The organism is Lentzea sp. NBRC 102530 (assembly GCF_030269365.1).
In the GTDB taxonomy this organism is placed as follows: Bacteria; Actinomycetota; Actinomycetes; order Mycobacteriales; family Pseudonocardiaceae; genus Lentzea.
Genome location: NZ_BSTF01000003.1, coordinates 536,898 through 559,407, shown reverse-complemented (window position 1 = coordinate 559,407; position 22,510 = coordinate 536,898). Strand labels below are relative to the sequence as shown.

Here is a 22,510-nt window from a genome sequence, read left to right as displayed (position 1 = left end):
GTAAGAAGTAACCCGGCCAGTCGCTCTTTCGATATAGGCCGTGTACCTCGATCGAATGATCAGCTCGTCACATACCCGCTCGGTAAGTCCGATTTAACCCGGAGTGACCTCTGAGACGCGACAATCGAACCTCATTCGACGTCCTCGCGTACGCCCTGACGCAGTGCCAGGCGGATCGAGTCACCGGCGCTTTGCGCGTTGCCGGCAACGCGGGTGGACTGTTTCATTTGCGCGACGGCGCCGTGGTGGGTGTGGACAGTCCCGGTTCGCCCGGGATCGAAACGCTGTTGCGGCGATCCGGACGGATCAAGGAGAACGACTGGATCGCGGCACTGGTGAGCAGTGTCAAGATGCGGTCGTTGCACGCGGCACTCGTCGGACGTGGGGTGATCGGTTCTGCCGAGATCCAGCGTTGTGCGGCCGGCGCCATTCGTGACGGGACGTTCGCCGTCGTGGCCGGTGAGGTTGAACGGTGTTTTCTGGACGAGAACGCCGATTCACCTCTTTTGCCCGCGAGGAACGGCATCGCGGTGGACCTGTTGTTGTCGGAAACGGCGGTTCTGATGAAAGGCGTGGCCGGGCTGCCGGTTGCCGTGTCGCCTTATCGGGACCGGCTGGTGGCCACGGACAAGAAGGCTGCCACGGAGGGGCAATGGGAGATCATGGCGCTCGCCACCGGGCGGCGGACCGCCCGGGACCTGGCCTTCTCGCTCGGACGCGGGTTGCACCCCGTCACGGTCGAGGTGTCCCGGATGCTCGGTGCCGGCCTGCTGGAGGTCGTCGCGCCCGCGACGTCGTCCGGCTTCTCACGGTGGGGGCTCTCCCGGTTGCGTCCCCGCAAAGCCACTGCTCAGGACGTCGGCACCACCCAGCCGAGTTCACTGCCCCTGCGCCAGCCGGGGCAGGCGTTGTCGAACTCGGGAATCGCCTGAACCCGCCGGAGGTGGAATGTTGGTCTTGAGCGGTTCGCCCTTCCCCATTCAGGACTGGAGCGAACTGGACTACGACGCCCTCAACGCCGAAATGCGGAAACTCCGCGAAGCCGTCGCCGGAGTGACCGACACCATGATCGCCGCGTCCGACGGCATTCCCATCGTCGCCGACGTCGCCAAGAACGTCGATCCCGCGCACATCTCCGCACTGGCCGCCAGCAGCCTGGGAATAGCCAGGCAGTCGGCGGAGGTGATCGGAATGGGCACGCTCAGCCAAACCGTCGTCTTCAGCAGCGAAGGCTACATGGCCGTGTACGCGATCGGCCGTTTGTCACTGCTCGTCGTGCTCGGCGACAAAGGACTCAACCTCGGACGACTGCTGCACGAGTCCCGTCCCGTGATCGAACGGGTCGGCGCGATTCTGGCCGCCTAGCGCGCCGGACTCCGGAACGCGGCATGTTCGGCTCATCGCTCTCGACACTGATTTCTTCGACCTGGAGACGCGTCCGCATGCCATCACGACACCGGAAAGCGGCCGCGTCGTCTCCGCCACCAGTTGTTTCAAAGAATTGGAGCCCCGTGAACATCGATATCGCAATGAAGGAAGCCATGTCCATCTCCGGCGCTGTCGGTGTCGCGCTCGTCGACTACGACAGCGGCATGTCGCTCGGCACGAGCGGCGGCGGCGACTGGCTGAACCTCGAGGTGGCCGCGGCCGGCAACACCGAGGTCATTCGCTCGAAACTCCGGGTGATGGCGTCACTGGGCCTCAACGACACCATCGAGGACATCCTCATCACGCTGCACCGCCAATACCACCTGATCCGCCTGATGAGCAGCGTGAAGACGCGCGGCTCGCTCTTCCTCTACCTGGTCCTGGAGCGCGACAACGCCAACCTCGCGATGGCCCGCCACCAGCTCAAGCGGATCGAGTCCGAGCTGCAGGTGTGACCCGAGGTCAGTCGACCGGCAGGCCCCACGGGCGGCGGTCCAGTTCCACCCAGCCGCCCCCGCGGGCCAGGGCCGCGCGCACTCCGGCCACGTGCTCCGCGAACGACGCGAGGTCGCCGTGCAGGAGTTCGGCGCGTTCCACGTCCAACGGGTGTGTGTCGTCGTGCCACAGGTCGACGGCGAACGACGCGACGAACGACATCGACTGCAGGAGTTGCAACAGGGCGATGGACGGCCGAGCGGTCTCGGCCAGGTAGGAGAGGCGGATCTCCTCGCACGCCGTCAGCAGTGCGCGGACCTGGCGGATGGCGTCGGCCGGGGTGCCGTCCCACGACGGGTCCGGCCACACGCGGTCGCTGAGCTCCAGCCAGAGCCGCCAGCCGGTGGCGAGTTCCGCGTCGTCTGCGGGAGACCACTTACCCATGCATCCACTGTGCATGCGGAGCGGTCGAGAGTCTCGTGACGATGACGCACGCCACGGAACCGATGCGCCACACGTGCGTCCTGTACCGCATGACGCGTTCCTGGCAAGGACAAAGCGTGAAGAGCGTTCTGAAGGGTCTCGCCCTCGGCGTGGCGCTGACCCTGCTCGCGTTGCCGGCGCTCCAGTACGAGATCACCGACCACGCCAACCTGCTGACGCGGGTGTTCGCCTACGGCTTCCTGCTCGTGCCCGTCGCTGTGTGGACCGTGCTGCGCAGCGAGTTCCCGGTGAGCCAGACGATCGGCGTGGTGAGCGGCGCGACCGTCGTGCTCGCCGCGGGTGCCGGCACCTACACCGGCACGCCGATGCCCTACGTGTGGCTCGCGGCGGCGACCCTGTTCGGGTGCGCCGCCGCGAGGATCATGCGGAACGAAAGGCTTACGCCTTCACCCTCTCCGGTTCCGGCTCATCGGAGTTGAGCGAGTCGAGCAGTGCGTCGCGCTCGGTGGACGGTTCCTTCTTCAGGAAACCGATCGCCAGGTAGAGCACCAGCGACAGCAGCAGCGGCCACGACACCAGCACGCCCTTGGTGACCCACTCGGCCTTGTTCATCTGCGAGACGTAGAGGAACGCCCACATCCCCAGGCCACCGACGACCGAGGCGATCGCCGCGGTCGAGCCGATCTTGCGGAACCACGGGAGCAGGCCGAGCATCAACGGGATCGCGATCGGGCCCATCGTGGCGGCGACGAGGTCGACCACCACCTTGAGCACGAAGCCCTGACCGCCCGACGCGATCGCGATGATCATGCTGACGCCGATGAAGGTGAAGGTCGTGATCCGGGCGAGCAACAGCTGGTTGTCCGCCGAGAACGTCTTCACCTTCTTCCAGATGTGCGGCAGCATGTCGCGGTTGATCACGGCGGCGATGACGTTCGCGTCCGACGACACCATGGCCATGGTGTGCGAGAAGAAACCCGCCAGCACCAGGCCGATCATGCCGGCGGGCAGCATCTGCTTGCCCATCTCGATGTAGGCGTTCTCCGCCTGCGCGCCTTCGAGGCCCGGCACGATCAGCGGCGCGGCCCACATCGGGAAGAACAGCACGAGCGGCCACACGAGCCACAGCGCGGACGAGAGCAGCGCGGACCGCTTGGCCGCGAAGCCGGACGGCGCGGCCATGTAGCGCTGCGCCAGGTTCCACATGCCGCCGTTGTACTCGAGGGTCTTGATCAGGAAGAGCGCCATCAGGAACGTCGAGGTGTACGGACCGGCGAGCGGGTCGCTGTGGCTCTCCGGGAGCTTGTCCCAGATCGTGATCGGGAAGTCCCAGCCGAGGGTGCCGGCGACGGCGAAGAGCATCGCGAAGCCCGCAGCGGCCTGGATGATGAACTGGCCGAAGTCGGTGAGCGCGTCGGCCCACAGGCCGCCGAGCACGGAGTACACCATCGTGACCAGGCCGATGATGATGATGCCCCAGGTGATCGGGACGCCCGCGAAGCCGCGCAGCAGGATCGAGACGGCCGCCCACTTGGCGGCGATGTCGACGACCTTGAGCAGCGCACCCGCGTAGGCCATGACCTGCTGGGTGGGCAGGTTGTAGCGCTTGGCCAGGTACTCGAGCGGTGACTTGACGTCGTGCTTCGAGCGCAGCCGGTTCCACCGCGGCGCGAACAGGAACGCACCGATGCCCACGCCGATGCCGATGGTCAGCGACCACCACACGTAAACGGTCAGCCCGAGCCGGTACGCCTCGGAGGCGAACGCCACGAACATGACCGCGCTGTAGCCCGACATGTGGTGGGAGATGCCGGACAACCACCACGGCATCTTGCCGCCGGCCGTGAAGAAGTCGGCGATGTTCTGGACTCGCCCGCGCGACCAGAGCCCGATCGCGACCATCACGAAGAAATAGCCGACAACCACGACCCAATCGAGGGTGCCCATGTGACCTCCTTGCGTGCACACACGTGTGCCCGCGAGAGCGCACCAGGCCTCGGGGGCGGCGGAACCTGGCACATCCCGCACGGGATATGTGACGTAGGTCTTACGAGACGGTTGCCGGGTAACGGAAGGGTTTCGGCGGTCTTGAATCACATTCGTGACCCTTGTTCATGAACATGAACCGTCTTGTCCGATTGTCATTCCCGGCCCCATTCCCGGCCTGATTCCGCGTCACGCGGAAGGAGGAACGGCGTCACTCCTCTGGATGCACGAACGGAGGTGCTGATGCTCCCGCCCGCCAGGCCTGCCCCCGGCGTCGCGCTGATCGATCCGGTCCCGCTGTACCGCGAAGGCCTGTCCGCACTGGTCAGGCGCACTCCTGGGCTGCGCTGGCTCGGGGCGACCGGCGATCCGCACGCGGCCGTGCGCCTCCAGCAGAAACTCCGCCCGGACGTGCTGCTCATCGACTCCGTGCTCGACCCCGTGGGGCACGTCACGCGGCTGCTGGTCGACCGCGACCCGACGTTGCTCGTCGTCGGGCTCGTCCGCGACGCGCACTCGCACGCGAACTACGTGACGACCGCGTTAGAGGCGGGTGTCCGCGGCGTCGTGCCGCGCAGCGCCCAGCCGGAGCAGATCGTGCGGGTGATCGCGGAGACCTGCCGTTCGCGCGGCTACGTGCACCCCGACCTGCGGCCGAAGGACCGGCCGACGCTGTCCAAGCGCGAGTACGAGGTGCTCACGCTGATCGCGGAGGGTCTGGAGAACCAGCAGGTCGCCGCCGAGCTCGTCGTCTCGACCGAGACCGTGCGCACCCACGTGAAGGGCATCCTGCGCAAGCTCGGCGCACGGGACCGCACGCACGCGGTGTCGCTCGCCTACCGGTCAGGTCTGCTGATCGGCCGCCCAGCCGCGTTCGAGTAGCCCGAACAACGCCTCCGCCGCCTGCTCGCGGTCCGGCCGTCCGAAGATCACGTCGCGGGACTCCAGCGCGAACCGGGCGAGGCCGGCGCACCTGACGTCGTCCAGCGGTGCGCCGATGTCCTGCGCGATGGCGTGCGCGAGCGCGGTCTCGTGGCGCGTCCACATCGAGCGCTGGTAGGCGCGCAACGAGGGCGTGCTCTCGACCAGCCGCACGAACGACGCGAACAACGGGTGGTCGGCGTGACCCCGGGCCGCACCCACGAAGTGCTGCTTCAGCGCCTCCGGGACCGACTGGCCGCCAGGACGTTCCCGCACCGCCCTGACCAGCGACGACTCCATCTCCGCGTCCTCGTCGAAGAGCAGCGACTCCTTGCTCGGGAAGTGCTTGAACAACGTCGTCACCGACACGTCCGCGCGGTCGGCGACCTCCTTCACGCCCACGTCGTCGAACCCGCGCGCCAGGAACAGCTCCAGTGCCGCGTCGGCGATCGACTGACGGGTCTGCTGCTTCTTGCGCTCACGGCGGCCGGGCTCGGTCACCGCTCGATCCTACCGTGCGAGTTGAGCCACTTCAAAAGTGTAGTGATTGCACTTTTGTAGCGAATACGCTTTCATCGGTGGCATGACCACACCGCGCATCGCCATCGCAGGGGCCGGCATCGGCGGCCTCACCTGCGCCCGCGTCCTGCAACTGCAGGGCTTCGACGACGTCACCGTCTTCGAGCGGGAGAGCTCGCCGGAGGCCCGTCAGCAGGGCGGCACCATCGACCTGCACGCCGACAGCGGCCAGCTCGCCGTCCGCACCGCCGGCCTGTTCGACCAGTGGCGCTCACTCGCCCGGTTCGAGGGCCAGGAGCAGCGCAGGGTCGACCACGTGACGGCCGCGCTGGTCGAGCACGAACCGGCGGAGGGCGACTTCCGGCCGGAGATCGACCGGGGCCAGCTCCGCACGCTCCTGCTCGACTCGCTCACGCCGGGCACCGTCACCTGGGGACTCGGCATCGCCTCTGCCGCACCCGGCGGCGAGGTCACCTTCGCCGACGGCTCGCGAGCCACGTTCGACCTGGTCGTCGGCGCGGACGGCGCCTGGTCACGGGTGCGCGGGGCGGTCTCACCGGCCCAGCCGGAGTACACCGGCGTGCTGTTCGTCGAGATCCGGCACGACGACGACGCAGGACTGCTGGAACTCACCGGCCAGGGCACGATGGTCGCCGACGGCGAGGGCCTGATGATCTGGTCGCAGCGCAACAGCGGCAACCAGATCCGCGCGTACGCGTGCCTGCGCGCGCGTGCGGATTGGAAGCCCTCCAACGCCGAACTGCTGGACCTCTACGCGGACTGGCACCCGTCGCTCACGGCGTTCCTGCACGGCGACCTGATCCACCGGCCGCTGTACTCGTTGCCGGTGCCGCACACCTGGGAGAACACGCCCGGCGTGACGTTGCTCGGCGACGCCGCCCACCTCCAGCCGCCGCTGGGCGTCGGCGCGAACCTCGCGATGCAGGACGCGGCGGACCTGGCGCTCGCGATCGCCGGGCACGGTGTCCGGGACGGGGTGCGGGCCTACGAATCGGTCATGCTGCCGCGCAGCGTGGGCTTCGCCGAGCGGACGAACCCTGCGCTCCTCGAGATGGTCCCCGAGCGCCCGATACGCGTCTGACCGGCGCTCATGCCCGATTCAGGTCGCTTGAAGGAGTGTCTGCTTCGCCACCAGTGGGTGGTCGGCCTTGCCGGGGTTACTGCCGGGTAATACTCTGTTGTTACCGGTCAGTAAGGCGAAGGCGCCGCGACCCTGAGGAGTGAGCGACGAGATGGGCCACTACAAGAGCAACGTCCGGGATCTCGAGTTCAACCTGTTCGAGGTCTTCAACGTGCAGGACCACCTCGGCAAGGGGCCGTTCGAGCAGTCCGACGAGGACACCGCGCGCGGCGTTCTGGCCGAGATGAAGACGCTGTCGGAGGGTCCGCTCGCGGACTCCTTCGCCGACGCCGACCGCAACCCGCCGAAGTACGACCCCGCGACCTTCTCGGCCACGCTGCCGGAGTCGCTGAAGAAGTCGTACAAGGCCGTGTGGGACGGCGAGTGGTACCGCATGTTCCTGCCCGAGGCGCTGGGCGGCTTCGGCACGCCCCCCTCGGTGGCGTGGGCCGCGTCCGAGATGATCCTGGGCGCCAACCCGCCGATCTACATGTACCTCGCGGGCCCGAGCTTCGCGACGGTCGTCTACAACAACGGCACCGAGCGCGACCAGCACTGGGCGCAGCTGATGATCGACCGCGGCTGGGGCGCCACCATGGTGCTGACCGAGCCGGACGCCGGTTCCGACGTCGGCGCCGGCCGCACCAAGGCGATCAAGCAGGACGACGGTTCCTGGCACATCGAGGGCGTGAAGCGTTTCATCACGTCCGCCGACCAGGACCTGACCGAGAACATCATGCACATGGTGCTCGCGCGTCCGGAGGGCGACGGCGTCGAGGCGAAGGCCGGCACCAAGGGCCTGTCGCTGTTCCTCGTGCCGAAGTTCCACTTCGACCCGCAGACCGGTGAGCTGGGCGAGCGCAACGGCGCCTTCGTCACCAACGTCGAGCACAAGATGGGCATCAAGGCGTCCACCACGTGCGAGCTGACGTTCGGCCAGCACGGCACGCCCGCCAAGGGCTGGCTGCTGGGCGAGGTGCACGACGGCATCGCGCAGATGTTCGACGTCATCGAGTACGCGCGCATGATGGTCGGCACGAAGGCCATCGCGACGCTGTCGACCGGCTACCTGAACGCGCTGTCCTACGCCAAGGAGCGCGTCCAGTCCGCCGACCTCACGCGCATGACGGACAAGACCGCCCCGCGCGTCACGATCACCAACCACCCGGACGTCCGCCGCAGCCTGATGCTGCAGAAGGCGTACGCGGAGGGCCTGCGCGCGGTGTACCTCTACACCGCGACGTTCCAGGACAAGGTGATGCTCGGCGGCGACGACGCCAAGCTCGCGGCCCAGGTCAACGACCTGCTGCTGCCGATCGTCAAGGGCGTCGGCTCCGAGCGCGCGTACGAGCAGCTCGCGCAGTCGCTGCAGACGCTCGGCGGTTCGGGCTTCCTGCAGGAGTACCCGATCGAGCAGTACATCCGGGACTCGAAGATCGACTCGTTGTACGAGGGCACCACGGCCATCCAGTCGCTGGACTTCTTCTTCCGGAAGATCATCCGCGACAAGGGCCAGGCGCTCGCGTTCATCAACGGCGAGATCCAGTCGTTCCTCGACAACGAGGGCGGCAACGGCCGGCTGAAGGAAGAGCGCGCGCTGCTCAAGCAGGGTCTCGAGGACCTGCAGGGCATGCTCGGCGCCCTGGTCGGCTTCCTGACCTCGTCGCAGGAGGACGTCCGCAACCTCTACAAGGTGGGCCAGAACTCGGTCCGCCTGCTGATGACCGCGGGTGACGTCCTCGTCGGCTGGCTGCTGCTGCGCCAGGCCGAGGTCGCGCTGCAGAAGCTCGACGGCGCCCCGTCCGCCAAGGACAAGGCGTTCTACGAGGGCAAGATCGCCGTCGCGTCGTTCTTCGCGAAGAACGTGCTGCCGGAGCTCAGCTCGCGTCGCAAGATCGCCGAGTCCACGGACAACGCGCTGATGGACATCGACGAGAGCGTTTTCTAAGCGCCACAACGGACTACGGGTCCTGTCACCTCCTGCCCGAGGTGACAGGACCCGTTTTCAGTTGTCAGGCGAGCAGCACCGGCCCGAGTGCGGCGCCGATGTTGAACGCCGCCGTGGCGTAGGAGCCGGCCATCGTGAGTGCTCCGGTCGCGAACGACGAGGCGCCGAGCACGAACACCAGGCGGAGCAACGAGATCGGCCCGGTCACGAGCAGGTCCAGGCCAAGCCACCCGGCGAGCACGAGCGGCCCGCCGAGCACGAATTCGGAACTGCCCATTGCCAGACACAAGGGCGAGCAGAGACAGGGAAAGGTGCACAAGCGCTGCGGGTTTCGGGGCCGACGGCTGGACCGCAGACCCGGACCTGCTCGCCTCAGGACTCGACGTCAGGCGGACGTCAGCGTGAGCGACTCACATCACGCATCCTGATTTCGTTGTCAGTTGACAGCTCCTCGTTCGGAATCAAAGATTGGCCGGTGTTCCTGGAGCTGCTGATCTCGTGCGCGAGCGTCGGTGTCGTGGCGCTCGCGGTGGTCGTCCTGCGCCGCCTGAAGAACCGGCACGTGCGCCAGGACGAGCTGTGGTTCATGTACCGGCGGCACATGGACGAGCTGCGCGAGGTCTCGCCCGAGGCGGAGCTGGCGCGGGTCGCCGAGGTGTACCAGAGGGCCAAGCGCGGCACGAAGGCCAGGATCGTGTGGGAACGGACCGGGGTCGCGCAGGACTCGTGGTTCGAGGGGATGACCACGAGTCCCGGCGACCTCCTGCTGTTGCGGGGCGGGCCCGGCTGGGGCCCGGACGTCAGCAGCCCCAACGTCTTCTACGTCGCGCCGGGTCAGGTGCTGTCGTCGATGACGGTGGCGGCGCAGACGGCCGCGGACCGGCATCACTCCTTGAGCGCGCGGGCCGCCGCGAAGCAGTAGACGCCGAACGCGGCGATGCCGATCGCCACGGCGGACAGCAGGAACATGCCGTAAGGCTGTGCTGCCAACGTTTTCAGGGCCTTGTCCATGCCACCGGACTGCTGGGGGTCCGCGTTGATCGCGGCCAGTCCGACGAGGACACCGATCACGCCGTACGCGGCACCCTTGCCGATCCAGCCGATCCTGCCGACCGGTTCGATCCACTTGGGCGCCTTGCCCATGTCGAGGTCCTTCTCGAAGGACTTCTTGATGCCCTTGTAGATGATCACGCCGGCGATGGCGAGGATGCCGATCGCGACGGCGCCGACGAGGAACTGCCCGGCGGGCAACGCGAGCACCTGCGCCGTGAGTTCCTGCTGCTGCTGGTTCTGGTCACCGCCCCCGCCGGAGCCGGTGGCGTACTTGAACGCACCCAGCGCGATACCGGTCGCCGTGACGGCGCGGGCGGCGGAGCCGATGCGCTTCGAGATGCGCTTCCGCTTCTTGCCGATGTAGGTGTAACCGACGAACGCGAGCAGCAGCTGCCAGAGCGCGAAGAACACCAGGCCGATGCCCAGCGCCCACAGCAACCACACGCCGCCCTGCGCGATGTCGCTCACCGCGCCTTTCGAGTCGGCCTGTTCGGAGTCACCGAACGCGACCTGGATCGCGAGCCACGCCACCAGGACGTGCACGACCCCGTACAAAACCATCCCCGCGCGCCCCAGCGTCTGGACGACGGGGTGTCTTCTCGCCTCATGCGCAACAGTGGCCACGAACGGGTGAATACCCGCGCGTGGCCACTGTTGAACCAGCATTTGTGTCAGCCTCCGGGCGGCGGCTCACAGATGATCTTGAACTGCGGGTCGTAGCGGACCGTGCGCGACTCGCTGCGCGACTGGCCGGTGCGGCGGTCCGTGATCGTGCGGGTGTCGGTCACCGAGAAGCCGGGAGCACCGTTGCTCGGCGTGCAGCCCGCCTTGCTGACCTTCTTCTCCTGCGGCTGGGTCGGGTTGAAGTCACCGCTGGTGGAGCCGGTCACGTCGTAGTTCTTGGTGCCCCAGAGCTTGATCGTGATCGAGGAGCCGGTCCAGATCGTCTGGATCGCGATGCCCGTGTCGTCCGGGTTCGTGAAGGCGATGTCGATCAGGCTGTTGCCGTTGCCGTCCATGAACACCGTGGCCTCGCGGCCCTTCGGGTACCGGGTGATCCAGTAGCTGTGCTCCTTGTGGCCCGCGTCCTTCATGCCCGCGTAGTAGTACGCGTTGTAGAGGGTGGTCGCGAACTGCGAGATGCCACCGCCGACCGCCATGCCGGGGATGCCGTTCTCGATGATGCCCGCCTCGACGTAGCCCTGCGCGGTGCCGCGCGGACCCGTGTACTTGTTGAGACTGAACGTCTCCTTGGGCTTCACGATCGCGCCGTTGACCTTCTCGGCCACGACCCGGATGTTGACGCCCGAGGCGGGGGCGAAGCCACCGGTCGAGAACTCGCCGATGACCTCCTTGATGCCCATCTTGTTCGCCTGCTCGGTGGTGACCTTCGCGGGCGTGTGCTTGTACTCGAACTTGATCTCGCGGCCGTCGGTCTTCTTCAGCGTGTCGAAGTACGGCTGGAGGTTCTTGTCCCAGTCGAGGTCGAGGCCGTCCACCGAGGGCTTGACGGTGGGCTTGCCGCCCTCGAACACGATCTCGGCGTCCTTGCCCTCCTTGATCGTGTCCTTGAGCTGCGGCGTCGTGACCTCGGCGAGCTTGTCCTTGTTCGGCGTGACCGCCAGCGAGCCGTCGTCGGCCGGCGCGAACGCCAGCGTGGCGCCGATCATCTCCGGCGTGAGCGTCGCGTCCTTGCCCTCGCCCTTGATGACGACGGGGCCGGAGACGGCGGTCTTGACGATGTCGTTGAGCGCCTTCTCGACGCCCTCCTTGGTCGTCTTGACCGGGGTGAAGTCCATCGGGACGTCGACGGGACCGCCGGACGCCCAGTTGGCGACGACCGCGCCGGTGGCGTCCTCGGTCTTGAGCTTCTGGCCCGCGTGCGGCTCGACGGCGACGGGGGTGGCGCCCTCGAACTTGATGGTGCCCTCGATCGGCTCGTGGTCGAGCTTGGGGCGCAGGGCCTCGAGCGCGCCGGAGACCTTCGTGTCGTCCGCCTTCGTGGCGACACCGACCTCGCGGCTGGTGAAGAACGAGGTGACGCGCGTGAACGGGCTGAGCGGCTGGCTGCCGGCACGATCGATCGTCGCGTTCCAGTCGAGCTCCAGACCCGCCGCCTTGGGGTCGAGCTCGGCCGTGACGTCACCGGCCTTGAGGGCCACGGGCTTGTCGAGGCGCGGGCCGATCTCGTCGCGGAGCTTCTTCTCGGCCTCGGAGTGGCTGAGGCCGCCGACGTCGACGCCCGCCACCGTCACGCCGCGCGGCACGTTGCCGCTCGACACGAGGATGTCGAGGCCGTAGAGCAGGCCGAACGCGCCGACCACGGCCGCTGCCACGATCAGCGCGCGCTTCCGGTTGAACCCCGGCTTCGCCTCGTCCTCACCCGGTTCGATCATCACGGGCCCGTAGACGCTGGAGTCCTCGGGCATCTGCGGCGGCGGCACCTGCTGCGTCGGCGGTTCGGGCGGCGCCACCGGCCTCATGTACTCGGTGGCGTCCTCGCCGGCCGGGAAACCGACACCGGGCACGGCCGCGGTGACGGTCGGCTCGTTCGCGTCCGGCTCCTCAGACGGCCACGCCTCGGTCGAGGCGTCCACCTGGACCGGCGACATCTTGGTCGTCTGCTCCGAGGACGTGCCGCCGGGACCCACCGGAGGCATCGCTCTCGTCTTGTCAGCGTCGTACGGCACAGCTCTCCCCGTTGCCCTGTCTCTCCTGAGGTGGCATATGTGTGTAGCTATCAGGCGCAGATCACGAACCGGCGGCTCATAGGTACAGACCAGTACCGTGCTCGGTGAGCTCAGTCGCAACCGCGTGCAGATCGCGTTCCCTCATCACGAGATACGTGGTGCCCTGCACCTCGACCTCAAGCTGATCTTCCGGGTTGAACATCACCCGGTCGCCGACCTTCACGTGGCGCACGCTGGTACCGACTCCGAACACATCACCCCACGCCAACCGCTTCGCCATCTGGGCCGTAGCGGGGATCACGATGCCTCCGCTGGAGCGCCGCTCGCCGTCCTCCGGCGAGATGCGGACCATGACACGGTCGTACAGCATCTGGATCTCTAGCTTGACATCAGGCACCCCGGGAGTCTACGTGGCTTGCCGACCCTCCTCGTCCATGCCGCCCATGAGCAGCGGGAGCCGGGTAGGTGCATCGGCAACGACTCGAACGGGCACACCCCAGTCCTGCCTGGTCAGGCGGCAGACGGGGTGCTCGTCGGCCGGATCGTCACTACAACTGGCGGCCTGCGCCACGACGTGCAGCACGCCGTTCGTGACCTGATCGTTGATCCGCAACGCGCGTACCAGTTCGGTGCCGACCCCCGCGCCCTCGAGGATCAGCTCGGGCGGTGAGCTGGTGATCTCCAGGCGGGTCGACGGCCCGTACCGCTCGTCCAGCTTGGTGCCGGTCGGCGGCGTGAAGACGACCGCGAGCTCGAAGCTGCCCGCGGCGATGTCGGTCGACGGCCGCTTGACCTCGTGGGCCTCGCCGTCGACCTTGACGGCCGTGGCGGCGAACCGTTCGAGGCGGTGCGCGGCGCTCGCGACCACGACGAGTTCGCCGTCGACGACGAGGGCGTCGGACGGCTCGGCGATGTCCGTGGCGATGGTCGTGAGCGTGTTCGTCTCGGGGTCGAACCGGCGGATCGCGTTGTTGTAGGTGTCGCTGATGGCGACCGAGTGGTCCTTGAGCACCGTGACGCCCAGCGGGTGCTGGAGCAACGCCTCGCCGGCGTCACCGTCCTTGTGCCCGAACGCGAACAGCCCCTTGCCGACGACCGTGGTGACCTCGCCGTTCTCCAGGTACCGCAACGCGCTGGTCTCGGAGTCGACCATCCAGAGCCGTTCGCCGTCCGCGGCCAGCCCGGAGGTCTGCGCGAAGAAGGCGCCGTCCGCCGGCCCGTCGTTGATGCCCTCGACGGTCGTGCCGGCGAGGCGCTCGACGGTGTTCGTCCCGGGGTCGAAGAAGCTCAGCGTGTGGTTGCCGGCCATGGCGATGGCGACGCCGCCGTTCCACCACGCGACGTCCCACGGGCTGGTCAGCTCGATCTTGTCGGCCGGCCCGTCCGTCTCGCCGTCGCGCCACTGCTCGCCGGTGCCCGCGAGGGTCGTGACCTCGCCCGTGTCGAGGTTCAGGCCTCTGAGCAGGTGGTTGACCGTGTCCGCGACGACCACGTCGTAGCCGTGCGTGTTCGGGACCAGGGTGAGGCCCGCGGGCTCGGAGAAGGACGGGTTCAGGCCGTCCTCCCGGCCTCGTTCACCGGTGCCGATGCGGCGGACGACCGTCTCGCCGTCCGCCTCCAGCTCCACGATGCTGTGATGGGCCGAGTCGCTGACCAGGATGGTGCCGCTCGGCGTGACGATCGCCTTGGCCGGGAACCGCAGCGTGGTGTTCTGCGGTTCCGGAGCCTGGTACGGACCGCTGCCGCGGTGGAGCGTGCCCTTCGCGTCGTGCTCCTCGACGAGCTCGCCGATGATCGTCCTGAGCGCCTCGACGTGCCCCTCACCAGCGGCGACGTGCACGACGTACCCCTCGGGGTCGATCAGCGTCAGCGTCGGCCACGCCTTGACGGCGTACTGCTCCCACATGCCGAGCTCCGGGTCGTCCAGGACCGGGTGGTGCACCTCGTAGCGCTCGACGGCGGCCTTGAGCGCCTCGGGGTCGGCCTCGTGCACGAACTTCGGCGAATGCACGCCGATGGTGACGAGGACGTCCTCGAACTCCTTCTCGAGCGGGCGAAGCTCGTCGAGGACGTGCAGGCAGTTGATGCAGCAGAAGGTCCAGAAGTCGAGCAGCACGATCTTGCCGCGCAGGTCCTTGAGGCTGACCTTCTCGCCACCGGTGTTCAGCCAGCCGCGTCCGGCCAGTTCGGGAGCACGGACACGGGCACGGCGCTTGGCAGTCGTCACGGCCGTATCCAACACCGTGGACGGTCACGCTGTTCCGGCGTCCATCAGGTGGACTGCTTTCGTTTTGTTCGTTTTGAGCTAGCATGACCACATGACGGCAGGCGCGAGTGAGCGAACGGTGCTGCCCCCGGCGCGGCCGGAGAGCTTGTCCGCGTGGGTTGCCGCGCTGACTCGCTCAGGGAACGAGACCGCCGCACTCGTCGCACCCGATGGCACTCATCTCCCGCTACCACCGGAGATCTTCGACGTGCTGCGGGACGTCGTGTTCGCGATGTCGCGGGGCTTGGCGATCACGGTTGCCCCTCAGCACACCATTCTCACCACCAGCGAAGCCGCACACCTGCTGGGCATTTCCAGGCCGACCTTGGTGCGACTGCTGGAAGCGGGCGAGATCCCGTATGAACAGCCCAACAGGCATCGCCGAGTCCGTTTGGCGGATCTCCTCGCCTACCAGGACCGTTCCCGCAGAGCACGCGCCGCAGGACTGGACGAGATGGTCCGTGACGGTGAGGACAGCGGCCTCTACGACCTCCCGTTTGAGACGCCGTTCGAACGGTTGCCGACGAACGACGACCTCAGGTGATCAGTGCTTCCCGTCTTCATCGACACGTGCGTCCTTCTCAAGCCCTACCTGTGCGACACGCTGCTGACGATCAGCGAGTGCGGCGTCTATCGTCCGCTCTGGTCCACCGACGTGCTGGCCGAGCTCGATCGGAACTTGCGCAAACGAGGCGCCTCCGAACACCAGGTGGCTCACAGGCTTGGGCAGATGCGACGACACTTTCCCGACGCCGAGGTGACCGGGTATCAGCACCTCGTCGAGGCGATGGAGAACGATCCCAAGGATCGGCACGTTCTCGCGGCAGCCGTGTGCGGCGGAGCCGAGTTGCTGATCACCGAGAACCTGAAGGACTTCCCGGCTGCTGCCGTCAGCAGCTTTGACATCGAAGTGCTGCACCAGGACGAGTTCCTGCTCGATCAACTCGATCTCGCCCCTGAACTGGTGATCGCAGCGCTCCGGCGACAGGTGTCTCGGTACAGACGAGCACCGCGCACCGTCGACGACCTGCTCGACATCCTGGCCAACGAGGGTCACCGCTGCAACGGATTCGCCGAAGCGCTCCGCAGCGCCAGCGCGTTCGGCACTTGGAGAAGGTGACCTACAGGCAGTAGAAGGTCAAGAAGTCGAACAGCACGATCCTGTCGCGCACGTCCTCGGCGCTGTTCCGGCGTCCATCAGGTGAGAAGGACCGCCCGCAGCTCGGCGACGCTCTGCCGCCACTTCTCCGCGTACTCCGTCTCGTCCCACAGTTCGGCCAGCTCCGAGTCCTTTTCCAAGACGCGGTCGAGCGCGCGCACCGCCAGTGGACGCAACTCCGGCGAGAACACCGGCATCGGCTCGTCGGGGGCGTACGAGGTGACGATCGGGGTGCCGCCCGGCAGCTGCGCGGCGATCAGGGCGGCCGAGGCCATGACCTTGCACGCGTCGTAGCTGTCGAGGAAGCCCTCGGTCTCGATGGTCGTGACCAAGGCCGTGCGGATGATGGCCTCGCGCTCGTTCTGCGGTGCGTCGTCGAGCGCGCCGGAGAAGTCCGCGGCGGCGTCGTTGTCGAAGTGTCCGATGTCCCAGGTGCCCATGCGGGTGATCATGGCAGGCAGCACCGACAAAAACCCGGTCTCGCCCAGCGAGACGGTTTTCGGCGAAACCCGCTGCCAGACCGCATCATGGAACTCTGGCCGCCCGCCTGAACCTTTTCGCCATGCTCGGCGTAGAGGACGCCGGGAGGTGCGTGATGGTGGAGTACCTGGTGATCGGTGCGGGTCCAGCGGGCTTGCAGATGGGGCGGTTCCTGCACGAGGCGGGGCGCGACTACCTGGTCGTCGAGGCGGGGCCGGAGCCGGCGAGCTTCTTCCGGACGTTCCCGCGGCACCGCGTGCTCTCCACGGACGACAACTCGTTGTTCGACGGGCCGCCGTTCGCGCGGTACAGCAAGCGGTCCTTTCCCGGCGCGGACGACCTGGTGCGGTACCTGGAGGACTTCGCGCGGCCGTTGAACGTCCGCTACAACACGAAGGTCAGCGATCCGAAGGCGTTCGGGGCCCGGCACGTCGTCGTGGCCACCGGCAAGAAGCCGCACCTGCCCACGATTCCCGGTGTCGAGCACGCGGAGACGTACGCGAGCGCCTCGACCGACCCGACCGCGTACGCGGGGAAGCGGGTGCTGATCATCGGGCGCGGGCCCAGTGCGTTCGAGACGGCGGACCACATCGCCGCCACGGCACGGCTCACGCACACCGTGGGGCGGACCGTGCAGCGGATCGTCAAGGACGGCAACGGGTTCGTCGCTTCCATCGACGGCACCGGCGAGTTGCGCTACGACAAGGTGATCGTGTGCACAGGGTTCCGGCGCGACACCGCGTTGGACGGTCCCGGGGTGCACGTGCTCGCGGGCGACTCGATCAAGGCCATCCGGCACGCCGCGCGGGCGTTGCACCGGACGCTGGAGGCCGAGCACCACGGGGTTCCGTGGCCGCACCGCCGGTTGCGCAACCGACCGGACGCGCTCGCCGCGACCATCGCGACGCGGGCCGGGGAGATCCCGGACGGACTCGCGGACGTCGTTGTGACGCAAGGACAACACGCGCTGCTCTACGACGAGATGCCCACGACGAGCAGGAACGGGTTCGTCGTCACGCGCACCCAGGTGCGGCACTACCGGCGGGACGAACTGATCGCCGTCGAACGGCGACTGCACCGCAAGCCGCTGGAGAGGTTCTTCTCGCAGCAGCTCGCGGTGCCGTGCATCGCGTGAAGCCGATGAACCTCAGGCGGGCAACGTGCGCGCGAGGAACTGGACGGAGATGTCCCACGCGCGGTCGGCGGCAGCGGCGTCGAACCACGGGCCGAGGTGGTTGAGGAACGCGTGCCCGGCGGGCTCCAGGTGAACCTCGGCGTGGTCGTGGTCCTCGACCGCGTCGACGACCTTCTGGTACTCGGTGATGAAGGAGTCCTCGGTGCCGAAGACGAACTGGATCGGGCACGACACCTGGTCCAGCGCGCCGATCTGGTCCGGCACGCCCGAACCGTAGAACGCGACGGCGGTGTCCGGGTCGGAGGCGACGGCCGCCGAGTACGCCAGCGTGCCGCCGAGGCAGAAGCCGAACACGCCGACGCCGCCGGTGACCTCGGGCAGGCCGCGCAGGTACTGGACGGACTTCACGACGTCCTGCACGGCGAGCGGGAAGTCGAGGTTGCCGACGACCTCCATCGACTTCGCGATGCCGGCCTCGTCGTGCTCGCCCACCCAGCCGGGCTGGAAGCGGTGGAAGAGTTCGGGGACGGCGACGACGTAGCCGAGCGCGGCGAGCTTCTCGGCGATGCCGGTGAGGTAGGCGTCCAGGCCGAAGATCTCCTGGATCAGGACGATGCCGGGGCCGGAGCCGGACTCCGGCAGCCAGAGCGGCAACGGCATGTCGTCAACGCGGTGAGTCATGATTCGATCCTGCCCGAAATTCTCACCGCCGCGTCACCGCCTCCACCGACGTGCCGGTGAGCCGTTCCGCCTCGGCCCACAGGCGGGCGGCGAGCGCCTTGTCCCGCGCGGCCTTGGGCATCGAGGCGGGCCTGGTCGGACCGACGAGGGCCCAGCGCGGCCCGTAGTAGCCGCCGGCGACCGCGCCGGGATCGGCCGCCGCGAACAGCAGCGGTTCGGTGCCCTGCTCGACGCCCTGCGAGGGCACGACCCGGTACCCGATCGACTCGACGAGACCGGGCTTGCCGCCGTTGAGGTGCGGACCCGAGGTCATCAGGTTGGTGCGCGTGTAGCCGGGGTGCGCGCCGACCGAGAGCAGCGGCCAGCCGTGCTCGGCCGCGAGGTCGGCCAGCCGCACCATCAGCAGCAGGTCCGCCAGCTTCGAGTGCGCGTAGGTCAGGGTCGGGCTGTACCGGCGGCGGGACTGCAGGTCGCCGAGGTCGATCCGGCCGCGGTACGCGGCGCCGCTGGCCATCGTCACGACCCTCGGCGCGGGTGCGGCCAGCAGCGTCGGCAGCAGGAGCGCGGTCAGCGCGAACGGGCCGAGGAAGTTGCTGGCCATCTGGAGTTCGAACCCGTCGGCGGTCTCGGTCCGCGCGGGCACGTTCATCACACCCGCGTTGTTGACCAGCACGTCCACCGGCCCGGTCAGCTCCTCGGCGAACGCGCGCACCGACGACTGGTCGGCCAGGTCGAGCCGCCGGACCTCCAGCACGGCGCCGGGGTGGGCGGCGAGGATCTCCGCCTTCGCCTGCTCGCCCTTGGCCTCGGTGCGCACCGCGAGCACGACCTCGGCTCCCGCTCCGGCGAGGCGCTTGGCCGCCTCCTTGCCGGTGCCGCTGTTCGCTCCGGTGACGACGATGCGCTTGCCGTGCTGGTCAGGAACCTCGTACATGGCCGCTCCCCATTAAGTACTGCCGGTCTCTTATGCCTCCAATATAACGGACCATCGGTCTCTTAGTAAAGTACCGTCGGTCTGTAACATGCGGGACATGAGCTTCCAGCGGGCGCGGACCGACGAGCAGCGCGGCGAACGGCGGCGGCAGATCCTCGCCACCGCGGCCGCGATGCTCACCGAGGTGCCGGTCGCCGACCTGACCCTCACCGCGCTCAGCCGCCGGGTGTGCCTCGCCAAGGCCAACGTCCTGCGCTACTTCGAGTCCCGGGAGGCCGTGCTGCTCGACCTGCTGGAGGCGGAGGTCGCGGAGTGGATCACCGAACTGGAGTCCGCGGAGGTCGGCGGCGACGGCTCCGCCCGTGAGCGCGGAGACCGGCTGGCCGCGCTCCTGGCCTCCTCCCTGGTACGCCGCCCGGTGCTGTGCGACCTGATCAGCGCCCAGTCGACGGTGCTGGAACGCAACATCTCCGCCGAGACCGCGTTGCGGCACAAGCGCGCCGTCCACGGCTACCTGCAGGGGCTCGTCCGGCTCACCGCACGGCACCTGCCCGAACTGGGCGACGAGGACGCCGCCGCGCTGATGCAGACGGTCATGCTGATCGCGGTCGCCGCCTGGCCGGGCAGCCGACCCCCGCAGGCGGTTCTCGACGCCTACGCCGCCGATCCGGCCCTGGCCGTCATGTGCGTCGACTTCGCCGACGTCGTGCGCCGCACCACGGAGGTGACCGTCTCAGGTCTTCTCGCCCGCGAGCAACGGCCCCGATAATCGGGCGATGATCAGGCTGATCGCGACCGACCTCGACGGGACGCTGCTGCACCCCGGTGGCGTGTTGAGCGACCGCACGCGCGCCACGCTCGACGCCGTCAGCGCCGATGTCGTGGTGGTGACGGCGCGGCCGCCGCGGTTCGTGCAGGACCTGAACCTCACCGGAACCGCGATCTGCTCCAACGGGGCGATGATCTACGACCTGACGAACCGCGAGATCACGCACGCGCAGACGGTGCCGTTCGACGTGGTGCGCAAGGTGTCGGAGGCGCTGGCCGAGGTGATCCCGAACGTCGGCATCGCGGTCGAGACCGGGCTGGAGGTGTTGGCGGAGCCCGGTTTCCAGGGTTTCGGGCCCGGCAATCCACATCGGACACTGGAGTTGCTCGACCACGTCATCGACGAGGCGCACCAGGTCGTGCAGATGCTCGCCTGGGCACCGGACGGCGAGAGCGACCAGATGATGGAGGTCGCCAGGGAGGCCGTCGGACAGCACGTGTCGGTCACGCACTCCGGCGGGCTCGGGTTGCTGGAGATCAGTCCGCCCGGGGTGTCCAAGGCGGCGACGCTCGAGTCGTTGTGCACCACCAGGGGCATCGCGCAGAGCGAGGTCGTCGCGTTCGGGGACATGCCCAACGACCTGTCGGTGCTCGGGTGGGCCGGCACGGCCTACGCGATGGGCAACGCGCACCCGGTGGTGAAGCAGGCCTGCCGCAACCACGCGCCGCCCAACACCGAGGACGGCGTGGCGCAGGTGCTGGAACGGCTCTTCCGCCTCTAACGGCGCGGGATCGAGGTGGGTCCGGCCACCTCGGCTCCCAGCGCGATCACCCGCGCGCGCAACTCCCGGTCGGCGGTCACCACCGTCACGGGACGGCCCGCGCCTTCGGTGCGGACCACCTCGACGATCGTGTCGTCGCCTTCTCCCGGGGCGGAGACGACCCGGACGTCGGGGATCGAGGGAACGGTGCGCGCCTTGCCTTCCACGACCAGGACCACCTCCTCGTCCCGGCCCCGCAGCGCGTCGCGGAGGCGTTCAGCCGCGCCCGCCCGGTCGCGCCACCACCCGTCGGGGACCGACCCCACGACGTTGGCTGCGTCGACCACGAGCAACGGCTGCACGCCTCCAGCGTGCCTCAGCCCCGGCGAGCCCGCAGCGCTTCGAGCGAGTCGGGGCCCTCCTCGGCCGACGCCGGCACCGACAACGTCCGCGGCGCGGCGGAAACCCCGGCCCAGCGCAGGACGGCCGCCGTCGCCGCGGCACGGTCCGCTTCGGGCAGGCGGGCGATGTTCGCGCCGTGGTTGCCGGCCGGGACGGTGAACGACAGCGAGTCGCGTGTGCCGCGGCCGAGCGTGAACGGTTCGGCGCTCCACGGGTCGTTCTCGCCGTTCACGAACAGCAGCCGCGAGCCCTGGTGGCGCACCCAGCGGTCGATGTCGGCCATGGTGTGCTTGTCGAAGCGCGGGAACTCGACCGACGCGGGGACCATCGTGCGCGGCACGCTGGAACCGGGGTAGCGCAACAGGTCGCGCACCGCGGACTCGTCGGCCTCGGGCCAGCCGAGCTGCGTTCCCGCCTGGTAGTAGTAGGTGTCGTAGGGCGCCACGCCCGCGTCGGTGTAGAAGTCGAAGCCCACGGTGGCGTCGATGAACTTCCACAGGTCGTCCACGGACGCACCGGCGCCCGGCACCAGCGCGCACTGCGACTGCGTGCCGTACTGCCAGAACGTGAACGGCGTGTCGAGCACGAGCACCTCGAGCGCGCGGTGGGCGTTGCCGAACTGCTCGTACGTGTAGCCCTTGGCTTCCAGGCGCGCCACGAACTCGTCGCGGTGCTCCAGGATCTGGCGCTGGACGCCTTCCAGGCGGCGGTTGCACGACGGGTCGTCGCCGACCTCCCTGATGAACTTCCCGTAGACGTCGCGGTCGTTCACCACGTCGTTCGGCGCCACGTACGCGATGGTCGCGTCGACGTCGCGCGGGAAGAACCGGCGGTGGTAGATCGACGTCATGCCGCCCTTGCTGGCACCCGTCGACAGCCACTTCGCGCCGTAGATCTTCTTGAACGCCAGCACGATCCGGTGGTGGTCGTTGGCGGCCTGCCAGATGTTCAGGTCGTCCCAGTCGGCGGGCGCGGGCCGCGACGGCGAGAAGAACCGCTGCTCGACGCTGATCTGGTTGCCGTCGACGAGCCGGGCGGGCTCGGACGGGCTGACCGAGCCGGGCAGGTGGTAGCCGGTGGTGTGCAGCACCATCGGCTTGGACTCGGCCTTGTGCAGCAAGGAGAAGCGCTGTTCGAACCGCTGCCCGCGCGACCTGCGGTGGTCGGCGGGCTGCTGGATGCCGAGGACGAACGTCCGCGCGGTGCCGGACGTCCCCTCGCTGATGATCCGCACGCCGGGGATGGCGGCGATGCGGTCCTTGATGTCGGGTGCGGCGGACACGACTGCGGCGGTGGCCACGACCTGCGCCGATGCCAGGCCGAACGCCAGCAGGGAGCGTGCGAGTCTGTTCACACAGG

Annotated in this window: 25 protein-coding genes and 1 pseudogene; 13 read left to right on the top strand and 13 right to left on the bottom strand. The window is 68.4% G+C overall.

The features are described from left to right. The first annotated feature begins 227 nt into the window (after positions 1–227). The 3 genes from QSK25_RS10340 (at position 228) to QSK25_RS10330 (ending at position 1,883) form a co-directional block, all read left to right on the top strand. Positions 228–932: a hypothetical protein gene (locus QSK25_RS10340; RefSeq protein ID WP_285637041.1), complete on the top strand. Its 705-nt coding sequence runs from the start codon at positions 228–230 to the stop codon at positions 930–932. A gap of 16 nt (positions 933–948) precedes the next feature. After that, the gene (locus tag QSK25_RS10335) at positions 949–1,365 is read left to right on the top strand and encodes a roadblock/LC7 domain-containing protein (RefSeq protein WP_285637040.1); all 417 of its coding nucleotides are present in this window, start codon (positions 949–951) and stop codon (positions 1,363–1,365) included. A gap of 146 nt (positions 1,366–1,511) precedes the next feature. Then, a complete protein-coding gene (locus tag QSK25_RS10330) occupies positions 1,512–1,883 on the top strand; it encodes a hypothetical protein (protein ID WP_285637039.1) in 372 nt (123 codons plus the stop codon). Between the two features lie 7 nt (positions 1,884–1,890). Here the strand turns inward: QSK25_RS10330 and QSK25_RS10325 are convergent, their stop codons facing one another. Beyond that, positions 1,891–2,307 carry a hypothetical protein gene (locus QSK25_RS10325; protein WP_285637038.1) on the bottom strand — a complete coding sequence of 139 codons (417 nt, stop codon included), beginning with the start codon at positions 2,305–2,307 and terminating at the stop codon, positions 1,891–1,893. A 116-nt stretch (positions 2,308–2,423) separates the two neighbouring features. Here QSK25_RS10325 and QSK25_RS10320 point away from each other — a divergent pair, with 116 nt between their 5' ends. Next, positions 2,424–2,786, top strand: coding sequence for a hypothetical protein (locus QSK25_RS10320; RefSeq protein ID WP_285637036.1), 363 nt, complete (start codon positions 2,424–2,426; stop codon positions 2,784–2,786). On the opposite strand, the gene QSK25_RS10315 is transcribed toward QSK25_RS10320, so the two are convergent. Continuing rightward, the gene (locus QSK25_RS10315; RefSeq protein WP_285637034.1) at positions 2,746–4,254 is read right to left on the bottom strand and encodes a sodium:solute symporter family protein; all 1,509 of its coding nucleotides are present in this window, start codon (positions 4,252–4,254) and stop codon (positions 2,746–2,748) included. The two genes, QSK25_RS10320 and QSK25_RS10315, sit on opposite strands and share 41 nt — an antisense overlap. A 282-nt stretch (positions 4,255–4,536) precedes the next feature. Here QSK25_RS10315 and QSK25_RS10310 point away from each other — a divergent pair, with 282 nt between their 5' ends. Next, the gene (locus tag QSK25_RS10310) at positions 4,537–5,175 is read left to right on the top strand and encodes a response regulator transcription factor (RefSeq protein WP_285637031.1); all 639 of its coding nucleotides are present in this window, start codon (positions 4,537–4,539) and stop codon (positions 5,173–5,175) included. On the opposite strand, the gene QSK25_RS10305 is transcribed toward QSK25_RS10310, so the two are convergent. Beyond that, positions 5,137–5,715, bottom strand: a complete 579-nt coding sequence (locus QSK25_RS10305; protein WP_285637029.1) for a TetR/AcrR family transcriptional regulator — start codon at positions 5,713–5,715, stop codon at positions 5,137–5,139. The two genes, QSK25_RS10310 and QSK25_RS10305, sit on opposite strands and share 39 nt — an antisense overlap. Positions 5,716–5,797: 82 nt before the next feature. Here QSK25_RS10305 and QSK25_RS10300 point away from each other — a divergent pair, with 82 nt between their 5' ends. Both QSK25_RS10300 and QSK25_RS10295 read left to right on the top strand, forming a co-directional pair. Next, the gene (locus QSK25_RS10300) at positions 5,798–6,835 is read left to right on the top strand and encodes an FAD-dependent oxidoreductase (protein ID WP_285637027.1); all 1,038 of its coding nucleotides are present in this window, start codon (positions 5,798–5,800) and stop codon (positions 6,833–6,835) included. Positions 6,836–6,986: 151 nt separating this feature from the next. Continuing rightward, positions 6,987–8,822 carry an acyl-CoA dehydrogenase gene (locus QSK25_RS10295; RefSeq protein ID WP_285637612.1) on the top strand — a complete coding sequence of 612 codons (1,836 nt, stop codon included), beginning with the start codon at positions 6,987–6,989 and terminating at the stop codon, positions 8,820–8,822. Between the two features lie 67 nt (positions 8,823–8,889). Here the strand turns inward: QSK25_RS10295 and QSK25_RS10290 are convergent. Next, positions 8,890–9,078 (bottom strand): annotated as a pseudogene (locus QSK25_RS10290) (Cmx/CmrA family chloramphenicol efflux MFS transporter); the annotation flags it as partial. A gap of 219 nt (positions 9,079–9,297) precedes the next feature. Between QSK25_RS10290 and QSK25_RS10285 the strand changes: the two are divergent. Beyond that, the gene (locus QSK25_RS10285; RefSeq protein ID WP_285637024.1) at positions 9,298–9,744 is read left to right on the top strand and encodes a hypothetical protein; all 447 of its coding nucleotides are present in this window, start codon (positions 9,298–9,300) and stop codon (positions 9,742–9,744) included. Here QSK25_RS10285 and QSK25_RS10280 read toward each other — a convergent pair. The 4 genes from QSK25_RS10280 to QSK25_RS10265 form a co-directional block, all read right to left on the bottom strand. Beyond that, entirely contained in the window at positions 9,708–10,436 is a 729-nt protein-coding gene (locus QSK25_RS10280; RefSeq protein WP_285637023.1) for a DUF1206 domain-containing protein, read from the bottom strand. The genes QSK25_RS10285 and QSK25_RS10280 overlap by 37 nt on opposite strands. Positions 10,437–10,546: 110 nt before the next feature. Next, positions 10,547–12,304, bottom strand: coding sequence for a VanW family protein (locus QSK25_RS10275; protein WP_502881827.1), 1,758 nt, complete (start codon positions 12,302–12,304; stop codon positions 10,547–10,549). A gap of 337 nt (positions 12,305–12,641) precedes the next feature. Next, positions 12,642–12,935, bottom strand: coding sequence for a GroES family chaperonin (locus QSK25_RS10270; protein WP_089919073.1), 294 nt, complete (start codon positions 12,933–12,935; stop codon positions 12,642–12,644). A 36-nt stretch (positions 12,936–12,971) separates the two neighbouring features. Beyond that, complete coding sequence (locus QSK25_RS10265; RefSeq protein WP_285637022.1) at positions 12,972–14,792, bottom strand: NHL domain-containing thioredoxin family protein; 1,821 nt, start codon at positions 14,790–14,792, stop codon at positions 12,972–12,974. Between the two features lie 91 nt (positions 14,793–14,883). Between QSK25_RS10265 and QSK25_RS10260 the strand changes: the two genes are divergently transcribed. Beyond that, positions 14,884–15,375, top strand: a complete 492-nt coding sequence (locus QSK25_RS10260; protein ID WP_285637021.1) for a helix-turn-helix domain-containing protein — start codon at positions 14,884–14,886, stop codon at positions 15,373–15,375. A gap of 3 nt (positions 15,376–15,378) precedes the next feature. Continuing rightward, positions 15,379–15,951 carry a PIN domain-containing protein gene (locus QSK25_RS10255; RefSeq protein ID WP_285637020.1) on the top strand — a complete coding sequence of 191 codons (573 nt, stop codon included), beginning with the start codon at positions 15,379–15,381 and terminating at the stop codon, positions 15,949–15,951. Positions 15,952–16,028: 77 nt separating this feature from the next. Here QSK25_RS10255 and QSK25_RS10250 read toward each other — a convergent pair whose 3' ends face one another. Next, a complete protein-coding gene (locus QSK25_RS10250; protein ID WP_285637017.1) occupies positions 16,029–16,442 on the bottom strand; it encodes a DUF4259 domain-containing protein in 414 nt (137 codons plus the stop codon). Positions 16,443–16,552: 110 nt separating this feature from the next. Here QSK25_RS10250 and QSK25_RS10245 point away from each other — a divergent pair, with 110 nt between their 5' ends. Beyond that, positions 16,553–17,605, top strand: coding sequence for an NAD(P)-binding domain-containing protein (locus tag QSK25_RS10245; protein ID WP_285637015.1), 1,053 nt, complete (start codon positions 16,553–16,555; stop codon positions 17,603–17,605). 12 nt (positions 17,606–17,617) lie between these two features. Here QSK25_RS10245 and QSK25_RS10240 read toward each other — a convergent pair whose 3' ends face one another. Next, entirely contained in the window at positions 17,618–18,286 is a 669-nt protein-coding gene (locus tag QSK25_RS10240; RefSeq protein WP_285637013.1) for a dienelactone hydrolase family protein, read from the bottom strand. 22 nt (positions 18,287–18,308) lie between these two features. After that, the gene (locus QSK25_RS10235; RefSeq protein WP_285637011.1) at positions 18,309–19,220 is read right to left on the bottom strand and encodes an SDR family NAD(P)-dependent oxidoreductase; all 912 of its coding nucleotides are present in this window, start codon (positions 19,218–19,220) and stop codon (positions 18,309–18,311) included. 97 nt (positions 19,221–19,317) lie between these two features. Between QSK25_RS10235 and QSK25_RS10230 the strand changes: the two genes are divergently transcribed. Further along, positions 19,318–19,989, top strand: a complete 672-nt coding sequence (locus QSK25_RS10230) for a TetR/AcrR family transcriptional regulator (RefSeq protein WP_285637009.1) — start codon at positions 19,318–19,320, stop codon at positions 19,987–19,989. 7 nt (positions 19,990–19,996) lie between these two features. Next, entirely contained in the window at positions 19,997–20,770 is a 774-nt protein-coding gene (locus QSK25_RS10225; protein ID WP_285637007.1) for an HAD family hydrolase, read from the top strand. Here the strand turns inward: QSK25_RS10225 and QSK25_RS10220 are convergent. Next, a complete protein-coding gene (locus QSK25_RS10220; protein WP_352235726.1) occupies positions 20,767–21,111 on the bottom strand; it encodes an NYN domain-containing protein in 345 nt (114 codons plus the stop codon). The two genes, QSK25_RS10225 and QSK25_RS10220, sit on opposite strands and share 4 nt — an antisense overlap. Before the next feature lie 14 nt (positions 21,112–21,125). Then, the gene (locus QSK25_RS10215; RefSeq protein WP_285637005.1) at positions 21,126–22,505 is read right to left on the bottom strand and encodes a S28 family serine protease; all 1,380 of its coding nucleotides are present in this window, start codon (positions 22,503–22,505) and stop codon (positions 21,126–21,128) included. Positions 22,506–22,510: the final 5 nt, after the last annotated feature.